General features: G+C 72.3%; 13 protein-coding genes. 3 read left to right on the top strand and 10 right to left on the bottom strand.

Going from position 1 to position 14,356, the window contains the following annotated elements:
* Positions 1 to 8 precede the first annotated feature (8 nt).
* Positions 9 to 764 (bottom strand): (5-formylfuran-3-yl)methyl phosphate synthase, encoded by a 756-nt coding sequence (locus OG338_RS00470; RefSeq protein WP_405940276.1) that lies wholly within the window; start codon positions 762 to 764, stop codon positions 9 to 11.
* A 173-nt stretch (positions 765 to 937) separates the two neighbouring features.
* On the opposite strand from OG338_RS00470, the gene OG338_RS00465 reads away from it, so the two are divergent.
* Complete coding sequence (locus OG338_RS00465; protein ID WP_405935392.1) at positions 938 to 1,225, top strand: hypothetical protein; 288 nt, start codon at positions 938 to 940, stop codon at positions 1,223 to 1,225.
* 66 nt (positions 1,226 to 1,291) lie between these two features.
* On the opposite strand, the gene OG338_RS00460 is transcribed toward OG338_RS00465, so the two are convergent.
* Positions 1,292 to 3,187, bottom strand: coding sequence for an RICIN domain-containing protein (locus OG338_RS00460; protein WP_405935391.1), 1,896 nt, complete (start codon positions 3,185 to 3,187; stop codon positions 1,292 to 1,294).
* A gap of 227 nt (positions 3,188 to 3,414) precedes the next feature.
* On the opposite strand from OG338_RS00460, the gene OG338_RS00455 reads away from it, so the two are divergent.
* The gene (locus OG338_RS00455; protein WP_405935390.1) at positions 3,415 to 4,068 is read left to right on the top strand and encodes a TetR/AcrR family transcriptional regulator; all 654 of its coding nucleotides are present in this window, start codon (positions 3,415 to 3,417) and stop codon (positions 4,066 to 4,068) included.
* Between the two features lie 135 nt (positions 4,069 to 4,203).
* A complete protein-coding gene (locus OG338_RS00450) occupies positions 4,204 to 4,710 on the top strand; it encodes a hypothetical protein (protein WP_405935389.1) in 507 nt (168 codons plus the stop codon).
* Positions 4,711 to 4,839: 129 nt separating this feature from the next.
* On the opposite strand, the gene OG338_RS00445 is transcribed toward OG338_RS00450, so the two are convergent.
* From OG338_RS00445 to OG338_RS00410, 8 genes are all read right to left on the bottom strand, one after another.
* Positions 4,840 to 6,231: a phosphomannomutase/phosphoglucomutase gene (locus OG338_RS00445; protein ID WP_405935388.1), complete on the bottom strand. Its 1,392-nt coding sequence runs from the start codon at positions 6,229 to 6,231 to the stop codon at positions 4,840 to 4,842.
* A complete protein-coding gene (locus tag OG338_RS00440; protein WP_405935387.1) occupies positions 6,212 to 7,828 on the bottom strand; it encodes a glycoside hydrolase family 13 protein in 1,617 nt (538 codons plus the stop codon). The genes OG338_RS00445 and OG338_RS00440 overlap by 20 nt, the downstream gene beginning before the upstream one ends.
* Entirely contained in the window at positions 7,825 to 9,045 is a 1,221-nt protein-coding gene (locus tag OG338_RS00435) for a Gfo/Idh/MocA family protein (RefSeq protein WP_405935386.1), read from the bottom strand. The genes OG338_RS00440 and OG338_RS00435 overlap by 4 nt, the downstream gene beginning before the upstream one ends.
* Complete coding sequence (locus tag OG338_RS00430; protein ID WP_405935385.1) at positions 9,042 to 10,121, bottom strand: glycosidase; 1,080 nt, start codon at positions 10,119 to 10,121, stop codon at positions 9,042 to 9,044. The genes OG338_RS00435 and OG338_RS00430 overlap by 4 nt, the downstream gene beginning before the upstream one ends.
* A 5-nt stretch (positions 10,122 to 10,126) precedes the next feature.
* Positions 10,127 to 10,984, bottom strand: a complete 858-nt coding sequence (locus tag OG338_RS00425; protein WP_405935384.1) for a carbohydrate ABC transporter permease — start codon at positions 10,982 to 10,984, stop codon at positions 10,127 to 10,129.
* A 1-nt stretch (position 10,985) separates the two neighbouring features.
* A complete protein-coding gene (locus tag OG338_RS00420; protein ID WP_405935383.1) occupies positions 10,986 to 11,924 on the bottom strand; it encodes a carbohydrate ABC transporter permease in 939 nt (312 codons plus the stop codon).
* Positions 11,921 to 13,213 (bottom strand): extracellular solute-binding protein, encoded by a 1,293-nt coding sequence (locus tag OG338_RS00415; protein ID WP_405935382.1) that lies wholly within the window; start codon positions 13,211 to 13,213, stop codon positions 11,921 to 11,923. The genes OG338_RS00420 and OG338_RS00415 overlap by 4 nt, the downstream gene beginning before the upstream one ends.
* Before the next feature lie 91 nt (positions 13,214 to 13,304).
* Positions 13,305 to 14,324 (bottom strand): LacI family DNA-binding transcriptional regulator, encoded by a 1,020-nt coding sequence (locus OG338_RS00410; protein ID WP_405935381.1) that lies wholly within the window; start codon positions 14,322 to 14,324, stop codon positions 13,305 to 13,307.
* Positions 14,325 to 14,356 lie beyond the last annotated feature (32 nt).

The raw sequence follows: 14,356 nt of genomic DNA, 5'->3' as shown, positions 1-14,356 counted from the left end.
CCCGGCGGTCAGCCCCTGAGGGTGGCGCCGGCCGCGAACTCCCGGGCGTGCCGGTCCATCTCCGCCCGGAACGCGGCCACCAGATGCGGCTGAATCCTTCCCGCGTCGCGGTCGCCGCCCTCGCAGACCGCCCCGCGCACCCCCACGATGTCCGTGCCGATACGGGTCAGCGTGGCGAGGTCCGTCTGTTTCACGCTGCCCGCGAGGGCCGCGAGCAGCCCGGAGGCATGGGCGAGACCGACGAACTCGGCGCAGACGTCCGGCGGGACGTGGTCGAACAGCCGCGAGCCGTCCTTGATCGCCGTGTCGAGCATGGCCGCGTCGGCGCCGGACCGGGCCGCGATGTCGGGCAGCGCGAGCGGGTTGACGCAGCCGACGCGGTGGGCGTCGGCATAGCCCGAGGCGACGACCAGCGCCTCGGGACGGTGGTCCTTCACCGCCCGCACGACCGCCCGCATCACCTCGATCCCCTGCTCGGGCGTGGTGCACCCGTGGAGCCCGACCTTGATGTACGTGGCACCCGAGACGACGGCCCCCAGCGCCGCCTGGGCCACCGTGCCGGGCTTGTACGGAACGTCTCCCACCGTCGCGGACACCGGCGTGCCGGCCGGGACCGTCTCCCGGATCTCCCTGATGACCCAGGGGAAGTTGGCGCCGAGCGACCCCTCGTCGGGCTTCTTCACATCGACGATGTCCAGATACTCCGCCGCCTTCGCGCAGTCGACGGCTTCCTCGACGCTGTCCGGAGAGATGAGAAGCAACACCATGGGCTCCTTCCGCCGCAGGGGTGCGGATCACCAGGTTGACCTGCGGTGTGCTCATCATTTCTGTCGCCCGAGGGCCCCGGTAGGGCGTGCGGGGACCCCCGGGAGCACGGCGGCCCCCGCGCACAGCGCCGCATGCCCCGGCGCGTGGAGGCACATGGGATCATGAGGGGATGAGCGGAGACCTGGAAGTGAGCGCGCTGGCGGTCAACATCACGATCCCGGCGGAGCTCCGCTGGACCGACACCCGGCGCGGGACGGAATTCCGGCTCACCACCCTCAACATCCGGCTCCTCCCCGACGGCCACCTCGCCGCGAAGGCGTACGGGCGCCCGGTGGAGGGCGGCCGGGGCGCTTACGTCTCGTTCCCGGTGCCCGACCGGCCCGGACTGGCGGCCCTGGTCGCCGAAGCGGCGAGCCGCGCCGGCACGATGTGGGCCGCCCACCGCGGCCTCGGCTGAGCCCTGCCGCGTACGCGAGGTGCCCCCGCGAGCTGACCGCTCGCGGGGGCACACGGACGGGGGTGCTCAGTTCTCCAGGGAGAACGTCTGCGCCGCCGATCCGTCGCACGGCTGCTGCGAGAGGTGCGCCCCATTGGCGGTGGACCCGCCGTCCACGGCCAGGCACTTGCCGCTGTTGCGGGCGACGAAGCGGTAGCGCCCGGACGCGCCGGAGGGCTCCGCCCGCCACTGCTGGTTGGTGCCGCCCACGTACGACCACAGGTGCACCTGGGTGCCCGGTGCGGTCGCGCCGGGGCCGCCGTCGACGTCCCACACCTTGCTGTTGTGCCGGTTGACGACCTGGTAGGTGCCGTCACCGGCGGACCGGAACTGCCAGCTCTGGTTGGCGCCGGTGGTGCAGCTCCACTGCTGGAGCGCGGTCCCGTCGGCGGTGCCCCAGTCGGCGGCGTCCAGGCAGGCGCCGCTGCCGGCGTTCTTCACCCGGTACCAGGCGGACTGGTCGATGGAACCCGGCTCCGTGGTGCCGCCGTCGGTGCCGTTCCACACGAAGGTGGCGACCGCGCCCGCGGGCAGCGTGTAGACCAGCGACCTGCCGTCGTCGGTCAGCGAGAACTTCCGCGCGCTGCCGGCCGAGTTGACGACGTACGCGGCACGGGTGCCGTCCGGGTTCTGGAAGGCGACGTTCTCCACCCCGCCGTTGCCCTGGCTGGTCGAGCCGATGCGGGTGGCGCCGGGCTTGACGAACTTGGCGAGCTGACCCAGCACGTAGTACTCGGCGTTGCGCGTCACATCGCCGTTCGCGATCTCCACGACACCGTTGCAGCGGTCCGAGCAACCGCCCTGGTGCGGGCCGCCGTTCTGGTCCAGGGCCAGGTTCCAGTCGATGACCGTCTCGCCGCCGTTGCGCATGTTCTGCACGACGAGGTTCTCGGCGTGCCACTTCAGGGTGTCGGCGAACGTGGCGGACCGGTCGGCGCTCTCCGTACCGGAGCACTCGGTGAAGAACACCCGCTTCCCGGCGTTGACGACCTGCTGCTGGGCGGAGGGGGCGCCGCCGTAGCAGTGGAACGCGGCGCCGATCACCCGGCTCATGCCCGGGGTCCCGTTGAACACCTCCAACGGGTAGTTCGGGTGGTCCCAGTTGTGGTCGAAGGCCAGCAGGTTCGTCGGCAGGTCCGCAGCCGTCAGCGTACGGTCGAGCACCTTGAAGAAGTCCGCCTGCTGGGACGACGTCATGGTCATCGACGGGTAACTCGCCGCGAACTCCGGCTCGTTCTGCACGGTCAGGTCGGTCAGCGTGATGCCCTGCTGCCCGTACGCCTTGATCGCCTTGACCAGGTAGTCGGCGTACGCTTGGTAGCTGTCCGTCTTGAGGCTGCCGCCGTTCAGCGCGTTGTTGGTCTTCATCCAGGCGGGCGGCGACCAGGGCGTGCCCATGAAGCGGATGGCCGGGTTGACCGAGGTGGCCCGCTTCAGGACCGGGATGATCTCGGCCTTGTCCCGGTCGATGGAGAAGGAGCCGGGCGTGTCCTCGTACGTGTAGAGGCTGTTGTCGGCGTTGAAGTCGCTGCTGCCGAGCGGCTGGCGCAGATAGCTGAGCCCGATGCCGTCGCCGGCCGACGAGAACAGCGAGGCCATCAGCGCGTTCCGCTTGTCCTGCGGCAGGCCCTGGATGAGGTGGGCCGAGGCCCCGGTGACCGAGGCGCCCGCCCCGGTGAACTTCTGGCCCCTGCTGCTGGCGTCGACGCGGATGTCGACGCCCTGCGGCGAGCCCGTGAAGGCGACGGAGCCCTCGGCGGACAGCCTCTTCGCGCCGTCGGGGGTGGTGACCCATACCTGAGCCGTCGGGTCGGCGGCCTGCGCGGCCGTACCGCTGCCGGCCAGGCCGACGGCCGCGACGGCCATCGCCAGCGCCGCGCCTGCGGCGCGCGCCCGTGGGCGCGGGGGAGTGTCGTGGGACATGTGCGGCTCTCCTTCGGTCATGCCTGGGGGAGGACATGGCGCGTCCCTCGGGCACCGCGGCGGGGCGCGGCTCCGTGGACGACGGCGATATGAAAGCACACCCACTAAGTGGTTAGTAAGTAGTCGTACGCGCATTGGTGCGGGCGGTTCTTGAGCGCCCGCCGCCCCCAGGTCAGCGGCCCGGACGCCCCCGTTGACCCCCGTTCCGGCCGGTCTAAGCTGTGCCGGTGAGCAACCAGTCAGCAGGCAGGTCCGGCCGGTCGGCCAAGCCCCGCACGCCCAGGAGCCCGGAAGCCCAGCAGCGGCAGCGGGACATCCTGCGCATCGCGATGGACACGTTCGCCGCCCGTGGCTACAACAACGCCTCGCTCGCCGAGATCGCCGACCGGGTCGGCCTCACCCAGGCCGGTGTCCTGCACTACTTCCGGTCCAAGGCGCTCCTGCTCACCAGCGTCCTCGAACTCCGCGACCAGTCGGACATCCAGCAGCTGGGCCCGGACCGCCCGCAGGGGCTGGCGTTCCTGCGCCATCTGGTCGACACGGCGATCCGCAACGCCGAACGCGAGGGCATCGTGCGCCTGTACGCCGTCCTGTCGGCGGAGTCCGTCACCGACGACCACCCGGCGCAGGAGTACTTCCGGGACCGCTACGACGGCCTGCGGGGTCTCGTCGCCGACGCCCTCCGCGAGGCGTGCGGCCTCCCCGACGACGGGACGGACAAGGTCGAGCACGCGGCCAACGCCGTCATCGCCGTGATGGACGGCCTCCAGGTCCAGTGGCTGCTGGCCCCCGGCGCCGTGGACATGGCCGCCTCTACGGACCTGGTGGTCAACGCCCTGCTCAGCACGCTGGCCCCGGACCGCTTCGGCACGGACGGCTGACCGGCGCCACTCCTGCGTTCCGGTGATCTTCCGGCGGCGGGCGATCCGTTCCGGGCCCCGGCGCCGTTAGCCGTCGGGGTGCGAGCGCGCACCGCGCAGGAGACGAGCAAGGGTGTGAGGCACGGGATGACCCGTATGGACCGCAGAAGCATGCTGCAACTGACCTCGGCGGCGACGATCACCGGGGGACTGGTGGCCGGCGCGGCCGGAACCGCCCACGCGACACGGAGGGCCGGCCGGCAGCTCACCCTGCACGGCAGGCGCGCCGGTGCGAATATTCCGGACATCCTGACCGTCGGCGTCCCGTACTACGTGCGCTACGACCTGACGGACGCCGAGGGCCGCGCCGTGGGCACCGAGAACGCGCACTGCCTGCCCGTCACCGTGGGAACCGACGGCGCCTTCGTCATGGCGACGCTGGTCCTGGCCCTCGCCGACGGCATGATCACCGCCTCCACCGCCTTCCAGCGCCCGCTCCCCGCCGTGACCGAGCTGCCCGTCGGCTCACGCCGCTGGACACACGAGTTCGCTGTCACCGGGGGCACCGGCGACTACGACGGCGCGGAGGGCATGGTCACCGTCGAACACCTCACCCGAGACGAGGACACCCTCACCGTCACCCTGACGGACGGCACCGAGTAACCGCCCGCACGGGACCGGGGCCTGCCACCCGGGCAGGCCCTCACCCGGCCGGCCGCCGTGCCGACGACCGGTGCCGTCCCGGAACGTGAAGTGCGGGCTCATGGACCGCATCGTGCCCGGCGGTGCCCGTCAGGCTTCGCGTACCGTCGCCAGCACCTCGTCCCGGACCCGGGCCATCAACTCCTCCGTGGCCGCCTCCACGTTGAGCCGCAGCAGCGGTTCCGTGTTGGACGGGCGGAGGTTGAACCACCAGTCCGCGGCGCTGACGGTGAGCCCGTCCAGGGTGTCCGCCATGACGCCGGGGCGGGACTCCCAGCCCGCGCGGACCGCCGCCGTGCGGGCGGCCTGGTCGGTGACCGTGGAGTTGATCTCGCCCGACGCGGCGTACCGCTCGAAGCGGCCGGTCAGCGCGGACAGCGGGCCGGCCCGGCCGCCGAGCGCGGCGAGGACGTGGAGCGCGGCCAGCATGCCCGTATCCGCGTTCCAGAAGTCGCGGAAGTAGTAGTGCGCGGAGTGCTCACCGCCGAACACCGCCCCGGTACGGGCCATTTCGGCCTTGATGAACGAGTGGCCGACCCGGGTACGGACCGGGGTGCCGCCCGCCGCACGGATCACCTCGGGCACCGCGCGCGAGGTGATGAGGTTGTGGATGACGGTCGCGCCCGGGTGCCGCGCCAGCTCGCGCGAGGCGACCAGGGCCGTGATCGCCGACGGGGAGACCGGGTCGCCGCGCTCGTCCACGACGAAGCAGCGGTCCGCGTCACCGTCGAAGGCCAGCCCGAGATCGGCGCCCTCGGCGCGCACCCGCGCCCGGAGGTCCACGATGTTGGCCGGTTCCAGCGGATTGGCCTCGTGGTTCGGGAAGGTGCCGTCCAGCTCGAAGTACATCTCCACCACCGTCAGCGGCAGCCCCGCGAGCACCGTCGGGACCGTGTGGCCGCCCATGCCGTTGCCCGCGTCCACCACCACCTTCAGCGGGCGGATCGCGGACAGGTCCACCAGGGAGCGCAGATACGCGGCGTACCCGGCCAGCGTGTCCCGCCCGGTGACGGCACCCGCGCGGGCGGCCGGGGCCGGCGCCCCCTCGTCCGTCCACCGCTCCACGAGCGACCGGATCTCCGCGAGACCGGTGTCCTGACCGACCGGCTCCGCACCGGCCCGGCACAGCTTGATGCCGTTGTAGCGGGCCGGGTTGTGCGAGGCGGTGAACATCGCACCGGCGAGACCCAGCGAGCCCGACGCGTAGTACAGCTGGTCCGTCGAGCACAGCCCGATCTCCGTGACGTCGGCACCCCGCGCCGTGGCGCCCCGCGCGAACGCCCGGGCAAGCCCGGGGGAGGAGGGCCGCATGTCATGCCCCGTCACGATCGCGCCCGCACCGGTGACCCGGACGAACGCCGCCCCGAACAGCTCCGCCGTCGCCTCGTCCCACTGGTCCGGCACCACACCGCGTACGTCGTACGCCTTCACGAGCCCCGACAGGTCGGTGCGGGGCGTCGGGTCAGTCACGGGCGTCGTCATCGGTGTCTCCATGAGCGGAACGGGCGGTACGGGAAGAGGGCGGGGTGAGGAACCACACGGCGGTGTCGGGCGGCAGCACGTCCCCGTCGAGCGGTCCACTGCTGAGCAGCGGGCGCCCGGGCGTACGTACGGGCTCGGCGCCCAGATTGACGGCGCACGCCAACGCGCCGCGCCGGAAGGCCAGGACGGGCGCGCCCGGCTCCGAGAGCCAGACGGGCGGCGCCGCCGGATCCGGGGCCGGATGAGCGCGGCGCAGCCGCAGCGCCGCCCGGTACAGGGCGAGCGTCGAGCCGGGGTCCGACTCCTGCGCGGCCACGGTGTGACCGGCCCAGTCATCGGGCTGCGGCAGCCAGGTGGCCCCGGCATCCGCCGTGCTGAAGCCGTACGGGGCCTGCGCGCCGGACCACGGCAGCGGCACCCGCGCCCCGTCGCGCCCGCGCTCGGTGCGGCCGGACCGCTCCCAGAGCGGGTCGAGGATGCGGTCGACGGGCACCTCGGCCTGGGGGAGGCCCAGCTCCTCGCCCTGGTAGAGGTACGCGGAGCCCGGCAGCGCCAGCATCAGCAGCGCGGCGGCGCGGGCCCGCGCGCGCGAGCCGTACCGGGTGACCGGCCGCACCGCGTCATGGCTGGAGAGCAGCCAGGTGACGGCCGCGCCCGGCACCCCGAACGAGCCGTCGATGACGCGGCGCAGCTCCGCCGGGTCCCACGCCGCCTCCAGGAAGGCGAAGTTGAACGCCTGGTGCATCTCGTCGGGCCGGATGTAGCGGCCCAGCCGCACCGGGTCGAAGACGGCCGACTCCGCGACCATCACCCGGTCGCGCGGCGCCACCGCGCCCGGGGGCGCCGGACGGGTGTCGAGGAGCGCCCGCCACTCGCGGTACAGCGGGTGCAGCTCCTCCTGGTCGTAGTACGGCATCAGATGGTTGCGCAGCGGGTCGGTGTGCTGTCCGGGCCCCGCGTCCGGCAGGCCCTCCGCCTTGAACAGGGCGTGCGCCACATCCACCCGGAAGCCGTCCACACCCCGGTCGAGCCAGTACCGCAGGACGTCCATGAAGGCGTCGCGCACCTCCGGGTCGCGCCAGTTCAGATCGGGCTGCTCGGGGGCGTGCAGATGGCAGTACCACGCGCCGTCCGCGACCCGCGTCCAGGCGGGTCCGCCGAACGCCGACTGCCAGTCGTTCGGCGGCAGTTCACCCGCCGCGCCCCGGCCCGCCCGGAACAGGTACCTCTCCCGCTCCGCCGATCCCGGGCCCGCCGCGAGCGCGTCCAGGAACCACGGGTGGCGGTCCGACGTGTGGTTCGGGACGAGGTCCACGATGAGCTTGAGGCCCAGCTCATGGGCGCGGGCGGTCAGCCGCCCGGCGTCCGCGTCCGTCCCCAGGTCCGGGGCGACACCCGTGTGGTCGGAGATGTCGTAGCCGCCGTCGGCCAGCGGGGACGGGTAGAACGGGGTGCACCACACCGCGTCCGCGCCCAGGTCCCGGATGTGCTCCAGGCGCGCGGTCAGGCCCGCCAAGTCGCCCGTCCCGTCCCCGTCCGAGTCGGCGAAGGCCCGGGGATACACCTCGTAGCAGACCATGTCCTGCCACCAGCTCATGCGGGGACTCCTGCGAACAGGGCCCGGCCGGGGGACAGCACATGCTGCTCGGCGCCCGTCGTGGCGGCGACCGTGGCCGCCTCGGCGACCGCGACCGCCGCGAACCCGCTGACCGGCCCGGCCACCGGGGACGCTCCCGTACGGGCCGCCCGCACCAGGTCGGCCATCGCGGCGCGCACGCTCTGCGCGTACACATACGGCTTGCGCGGCTCGCCGCCGAGGTCCAGGACCGCGGTCACCCGGTGCGGCACGGTCCGCTGCTCGCCCCGGCCCCGGGCCGGCGCGGCGGACCCGGCGTTCCGCGCCACGCGCACGGCGATCCGCTCACCGCCGCCGGGCCGGAACCCCTCGACGGCCAGCAGGTCGTCCCGCAGCCCCGGCAGCTCCTCCCAGGCACGGGCACCCTCCTCGTCCACCCAGGCCGTGACCTCCGCGTGTACGGGGATCCAGCCGCTGATCCGGGTCTCCGCGAACCCGTGGTCCAGGCGCATCAGCTGCCGCTCGGCGCGATGGGCGTGCGTGAAGGAGTGCAGGTGCGAGGCGAGCACGCCCCCGGGGTGCACCACATCCGCGCTGACCATGTCGACCGGGCCGCCGGGGCGGCGGACCGCGGTGGCCCGCACGCTCAGCGGATCGGTGCCGAGGAGGGCCCGGGCGGCGTCGAAGAAGTGGACGCCGTGCTCGATGAAGACGCCGCCGCTGTGCGCCGGGTCCCAGAACCAGTGGCCGGGGCCCAGGTCCTCGTCGGACGCGTCGTTCTCGAACAGGAACCGGCGCGGCGGCGCGAGCAGCCCCCGCCCGGTCAGCCGCTCCACCGCCCGCAGCAGCGGGTTGTAGCGCAGCACATGGTCCACGACCAGGGCGCGCCCGGCGAGCCGCGCCTCGTGGGCGACCGCCGAGGCGTCCTCGGTCGTGGTGGCGAGCGGCTTCTCGCAGAAGACGTGGCGCCCCGCGCGCAGCGCGGCCGTGGCCATCGCGGCATGGGTGGCCGGCGGGGTGGCGATCAGCACGGCCGCCACGTCGTCCCGCTGAAGGAGCTCGTCCAGCGAACCCAGCGCCGGGACGCCGTGCCGCTCACCGAGCAGCCGGGCCCGCTCCCGCGAGGGGTCGGCGACCGCCGCGAGCCGCAGGCCGGGCAGCCCGGCGATCGCGTCCAGGACGAACTCCGCGAACCCGCCGCAGCCGGCCAGGCCGATACCCAGGGCGCCGTCCGTCATGCCGTGCGCTCCAGCAGGGCCACGCCGATGTGCGCGTCGGCCATGCCGTAGAACACGTACAGCTCGCCGTCGATCTCCTCGATCGCCGTGGGGAAGACGACGTTCGGGACGGTGCCCGAGCGCTCCTCCTCGGTCTCCGGCGCCATCAGCGGCTGGTCCGAGCGGGCGAGGACATGGGACGGGTCGGCCGGGTCGAGGATCATCGCGCCGGCCGCGTACGACACGTCCTGGTTCTGCGCCCACGGGTCCTCGATGGAGCCCGACACACCGTGGTGGATGAGCAGCCAGCCCTCGGGCACCCGGATCGGGGCGGGGCCGCCGCCGATCTTCAGGGACTCCCACGGGAACGCGGACAGCGCCAGCAGGCGGTGGTCGCGCGGCCGGGTCAGCGCGGTGATGTCGGCCTCGACCTCGGCGGCCGGGACATAGCTGATCCAGATGCCGGGCCGCTCGTCGGTGACCCCGGCGGGCAGGTGGACGCCCTCACCCGGGCGGAACCAGCCCAGGTCCCACATCGGGCGGTGCAGCATCGCGTACGCCATCTCGCCGTCCGGGCCCGGGACCGGCTCGGGGAAGTGGACGACGTCCTTGTTCGGGAAGAGGTTGAGATCGGTGTCCAGGTCCGGCTGGTAGCCGAACTGGATCGGGCCGAGGCGTGTCCAGTCGGTGAGGTTCCCGGACACGGCGAGCGCCGGCTTCGGGCCGAGCGGGCCGTAGGCCACGTAGCTCATGACGTGCTTGCCGAGCGACGGGATCCAGGTGATCCGCGGGTCCTCGACCCCGGCGTTGTTCTTGCCGCGCTCCCAGCCCTCGTCGGGGGCCAGGACGGTGCCGCGGCGCTCGACGCCGTTCGGCACGCCCGCCCCGTCGAAGGTCACCTCGGCGAGGCCGACGCGGGAGACGTTGCCCTCGGCGACCAGGCGCGGCAGCAGGTGCAGGGTGCCGTCCGGGGTGCGGCCGGAGGCGGGGTTCAGGACACCCTCGACCTCGTTCGCCTCACCGGCCAGCGGGGACATGACCACACCCTTGCGCACCATGCGGTAGGGGATGCGGGTGGCGGTGGTGGTGTTGCTCATGGCGATTAGCCCTTTACTCCGGAATCGATGTCGGTAGAGGTGAAGTGGCGCTGGAACAGGAGGAACAGGACCACCGCGGGGAGGGCCAGCACACAGGCGCCGGCCAGCAGGGCACCGGCCGGGTTGGCCACCGTGCCCTGGAGGTTGGAGAGGAAGCTCGCGAGCGAGACGGCCAGCGGCTGCATGTCCGCGTTCTTGGTGACGAGGAACGGCCACAGGAACTCGTTCCACGGACCGATGAACGTCAGCAGCAGCGCGGTCAGCACGGCCGGTCGGGCCATCGGCAGCGCGATCCGCCACAGGATGCGCAGCTCGCTCGCGCCGTCGATGCGGGCCGCCTCGAAGAGCGACTGCGGCATCTGCGCGAAGAACTGGCGGAACAGGAACACGGCCGTCGAGTTGATCGCGAACGGCAGGATCATGCCCAGGTAGTTGTCGCCGAGCCCGTAGTCGCGGACGACGAGCACGTACAGCGGCAGCGTCAGCAGCTGGAACGGGATCATCTGCACGAGCAGCAGGGCCGCGAAGACCGCCCCCTTGCCCCGGAAGCGCAGCTGCGCCAGCGCGTACCCGGCGAGCACCCCGAACACCAGCGTGCAGATCAGCACCCCGATGGTCATGATCCCCGAGTTGAGCAGGGACCGGCCCAGCGAGATCGCGCTGTTGACCGCCGCGTAGTTGTCACCGGTCAGCCCGGACGGGACCGCCGCCGACAGGTCACCGACCGTCTGCCCGCGCAGCGAGCCGACGATCATGTAGTAGAAGGGGAACAGGAAGGCGACGGCGCCGAGCGACAGCAGCACGTAGCGGACGGTGCTGCCGGCGGGGAACCGGCGGGTGGGCCTCGGTGCGGTGGCGCTCATGTCAGTCGCCCCTCTCGGTGAGCTTGCGGGCGGCGATCGACACGACCATCACGAAGGCGACGAGCACGACGCCCAGAGCGGCCGCGAAGTCGGGATGCCCCTGCTCGATGCCCTTCTGGTACATCAGCAGGACGGGCGAGGTCGACGCGTGGTCGGGGCCACCGCCGCCGGTCAGCAGATACGGCTCGCTGAACAGGTTGGCGCCGGTGATGATCGCGTAGATCACGACGAGCGTCGTGGCCGGCCGCACACCCGGCACGGTCACCGAGAAGAACTGCCGCACCTTGCCCGCACCGTCCATGGCGGACGCCTCGTACAGCTCCTTGCCGACGTTCTGCAACGACGCCAGATACAGCATCACGAAGAAGCCGAGCTGCTTCCAGGTCACGAACACGGCGATCATCGGCATCGCCAGATGCGAGTTGACCAGCCACGACGGATCCGGGGCGTGCGAGCCGAGCAGATGGTTGACGAAACCGTCCGAGCCGAACAGGAACTGCCATACGGCGACCAGGGCCACGCTCGCCGTCACATACGGCACGTAGAACGCGGCGCGGAAGAACGCCCGCCCCCGGATCTTCGCGTTCAGCGCCGCCGCCAGCACCAGCGAGAGGCCCACCGTCAGCGGCACGTTGATGACGAGGAAGATCAGGATGTTGAGGAACGCCTGCCCGACCACCGGGTCCGTGAAGACGTCCCGGTAGTTCGACAGACCCACCCACGGCGAGTCGATGTCCGTGCCCGGCGCGGTGAAGTAGAAGCGGTGGAAGGAGATCCACACCGTGTAGACCAGCGGGACCGCGAAGACCACCACGACGAACAGCACATACGGCGACACGAACAGCGCGCCGGCCCGCGACAGGCCACGCCGTGCCCTGCCGCGCGGGACGGCCCCACTCGTGCGTACGGCGCCGGGCGCCGCGTCCAGGTTCACGCTCATGACGGGTCCCCGTACTCGTTCAGCAGGCCGGTGATCTCGGACGACGCCTTGCGCAGCCCCGCGTCCGTGGACTCGCGGCCGAACACGACCGACTTCGTCCACTCGTCGCGGAAGGTCTGCCAGATGTCGATCGAGCCCGGCACGTTCGGCACCTCGACCACGCGCTCCGCCTGGTCGGCGAACGCCTTGTACATCGGGTTCTCCGCGAAGTAGCCGGGATACTTCGCCGTCAGGTTCTCGCGCATCGGCATCTGGCCGGTGGCCTCCAGGAACTTCCCGTCCTGCGCTGCGGAGCTCGCGAACTTCAGCACGTCCCAGGCGGTGGCCCGGTTCTCGCAGGCGCTGAACATCGCAACGGACTTCTCGTCGCTGAACGAGTGCTTCCCGCTCCCGCCGTCGGCGGTCGGCACCGGCGCCACACCGATGTCCACACTGTCCTTGTACGCGGCCACCGCCCACGGGCCCACGGTCGCCATGGCGGCCTTGCCGTCGTTGAGGGAGTCGCCCGGATACTGCTCCTGGGGCGCCAGCTTCTCCGCGTACAGCGTGCGCCAGAACGCCGCGACCTGCCGGCCCGCCGCCGAGTCGAACTGCGGTGTGCCGTTCTCGATCAGCTGCTTTCCGCCGCTCTGCGCGGCGAACGCCGGATAGAAGTCGTACCAGGGCTGGAAGAAGTCACTGCTCGGCGAGGGCCATATCGCGGCCTTCGCGGCACCACTGTGCACGAGCGTCCGGGAGGTTTCGAGGAATTCCTTGTACGTGGCCAGCTTCGGGTGCTCGGGATCGAGACCGGCCTTCGCGAACAGCTTCTTGTTGTAGAGGATCATCACCGGGTTGCTCTTCCACGGCAGCTGGTAGAACTTGCCGTCGGCGGAGCGGTACTGGTCGGTGAGGGAGCCGCCGCGACCGGCGATGTACTTTTCACCGTCCGGGAAGTCACTGAGGGGGACGAGGCCGTTCTGCTTCTGGAAGGTCGGCACCGCCGCCGGCGAGGTGTTGAAGGCGAGACAGGCCGTCGTCCCCGCGATGATCGAGGCGCTGATGGCCTCCTCGGAGGTCTTGCCGGCCGGGATCTGCTGCGCGGTGACGTGCTGGTCGGGATGAGCCTTGTTCCACGCCGCGACCATCGCCCTGCCCCACTGCACCTCCTGCGCGTTGTTGGAAAGCCAGACCGTGATCGGGCCGCGCGCCGTGGCGGCGGTCGCCGGATCGGGAGCCGACCGGCCGCAGGCCGTCGCCGTGCCCGCGAGAGCGAGCACGAGCAGCGCGTACGCCGTTCTCCTCAGCATGAATTGATCTCCGAACTGTTCACGCGCGGCCTCGTCGCCGCACGGAATTCCCGGCCGGCGCGAGCACGACCGGTCGATTGCCCCCGTTACGTCACCGGCGGGGCGCCGGTCCCATCGACGCACGGGGCACGAACCGCGCCGGAGGCAGCCGCACATGGTCGGCGGCTCCCTCGGCGACGACCGCGTCGAGCGCACGGGCCGCCGCCTCGCCCCAGCCCCGGGCGTCCGCCCGTGCGGAGGCGAGCGGCGGGAAGCTGTACCGCGTCAGGGGCGCGTCGTCGTAGCCGACCAGCGACAACTGTTCGGGCACCCGGACACCCAGCTCCTGGGCGACCGAGAGCCCGGCCATCGCGGCGAGGTCGTTGCCGTAGACGATCGCGGTCGGCGGCTCGGCCGAGGCCAGCAGCCGCCGGGTCGCCTGCGCGCCGCCCTCGGGCGTGAACCCGCCGGGCAGCACGGGCCCTTCGGGCAGGCCGAGCGCGCGCAGGGTCTGCTCCCACGCGGTCCGGCGCCGGTGGGCGTGCAGCAGCTCCTGCGGCCCCTCGACATGGGCGATCCGCCGGTGGCCCAGCTCCGCGAGATGGCGGACGGCGGCCGTGTACGCCGGCTCGTCGTCCAGGCTCACCGCCGTCAGGCCGTCGCCCCACTCGGGCTGGCCGACCACGACGGCCGGCAGCCCCAGCTCCCGCAGCAGCGCGGGACGCGGATCGTCGCGGCGCAGGTCGGTGAGGAGGACCCCGTCCACCTGCTGCTCCGACGCGAGGCGCCGGTAGACGCCCTGTTCGTTCTCCGGGGCGGTGATGTGGATCATCAGCCCGTCGCCGCGCTGCCCGATCACCGCCTCGACCCCGGCGATGAACGCCGGGAAGAAGGGGTCGGCCCCGACCTGCTCCGCCTCGCGGGCTAGGACGAGCCCGAAGGCGCCGGCCTTGCCGAGCGAGAGGGCCCGGGCCTGACGGCTGGGGGTCCAGCCGAGCTCCCGGCTCGCCGCGAGGATGCGCAGCTTCGTTTCCTCGGCGACACCGGGCCGGTCGTTCAGGGCGAAGGAGACCGTGGCGCGTGAGACACCGGCCCGCCGGGCGACATCCGCGATGGTGGGCTTGCGTGCCATGGGCCTGGACTTCCTTGCCGGCGGCCGAAGAC

It is taken from the genome of Streptomyces sp. NBC_00726, from assembly GCF_045161735.1.
In the GTDB taxonomy this organism is placed as follows: domain Bacteria; phylum Actinomycetota; class Actinomycetes; order Streptomycetales; family Streptomycetaceae; genus Streptomyces.
Note: the sequence above shows the minus strand (reverse complement) of the source record. Positions and strands in the feature narration are given on the sequence as shown.

Bases quoted from the DNA above. Each gene is read 5' to 3' on its own strand.
- OG338_RS00465 (WP_405935392.1), top strand. From the start codon at position 938: ATGAGCGGAGACCTGGAAGTGAGCGCGCTGGCGGTCAACATCACGATC.
- OG338_RS00460 (WP_405935391.1), bottom strand. From the start codon at position 3,187: ATGTCCCACGACACTCCCCCGCGCCCACGGGCGCGCGCCGCAGGCGCG.
- OG338_RS00450 (WP_405935389.1), top strand. From the start codon at position 4,204: ATGGACCGCAGAAGCATGCTGCAACTGACCTCGGCGGCGACGATCACC.
- OG338_RS00445 (WP_405935388.1), bottom strand. From the start codon at position 6,231: ATGACGACGCCCGTGACTGACCCGACGCCCCGCACCGACCTGTCGGGG.
- OG338_RS00440 (WP_405935387.1), bottom strand. From the start codon at position 7,828: ATGAGCTGGTGGCAGGACATGGTCTGCTACGAGGTGTATCCCCGGGCC.
- OG338_RS00435 (WP_405935386.1), bottom strand. From the start codon at position 9,045: ATGACGGACGGCGCCCTGGGTATCGGCCTGGCCGGCTGCGGCGGGTTC.
- OG338_RS00430 (WP_405935385.1), bottom strand. From the start codon at position 10,121: ATGAGCAACACCACCACCGCCACCCGCATCCCCTACCGCATGGTGCGC.
- OG338_RS00425 (WP_405935384.1), bottom strand. From the start codon at position 10,984: ATGAGCGCCACCGCACCGAGGCCCACCCGCCGGTTCCCCGCCGGCAGC.
- OG338_RS00420 (WP_405935383.1), bottom strand. From the start codon at position 11,924: ATGAGCGTGAACCTGGACGCGGCGCCCGGCGCCGTACGCACGAGTGGG.
- OG338_RS00415 (WP_405935382.1), bottom strand. From the start codon at position 13,213: ATGCTGAGGAGAACGGCGTACGCGCTGCTCGTGCTCGCTCTCGCGGGC.
- OG338_RS00410 (WP_405935381.1), bottom strand. From the start codon at position 14,324: ATGGCACGCAAGCCCACCATCGCGGATGTCGCCCGGCGGGCCGGTGTC.